The following is a 248-nucleotide window of genomic DNA, read 5'->3' as shown; positions in this document are numbered from 1 at the left end:
CGGGCTTGCCCCGCGAAGAGGCCGGTACAGCCCCCGATTTTTTTGCTAGCGTTGGCGCACTACAACAGGACGCGCGCCATGAGCAGCCTCACCCAACCGGCCACCGCCTTTCGCCACACCGCAGCCGACGGCTACAGCCTCGGCGGCTTCTGCTGGCGCCACGCCCAGCCCAACCCCCTGCGCCCGCTGGTGATCATCAACGCCGCCACCTCTGTGCGTTGCCGCTATTACGCCCGCTTTGCCGACTA

The 248-nt window shown here is 67.3% G+C and carries 1 pseudogene; it reads left to right on the top strand.

Annotation, left to right across the window (positions count from 1 at the left end):
- Positions 1-78: 78 nt before the first annotated feature.
- Positions 79-248: pseudogene (locus tag SB772_RS44085) on the top strand (alpha/beta hydrolase); the annotation flags it as partial.

The organism is Paraburkholderia sp. SIMBA_030 (assembly GCF_046535245.1).
Classification (GTDB): domain Bacteria; phylum Pseudomonadota; class Gammaproteobacteria; order Burkholderiales; family Burkholderiaceae; genus Paraburkholderia.
This window is presented reverse-complemented; position numbering and strand designations above follow the sequence as displayed.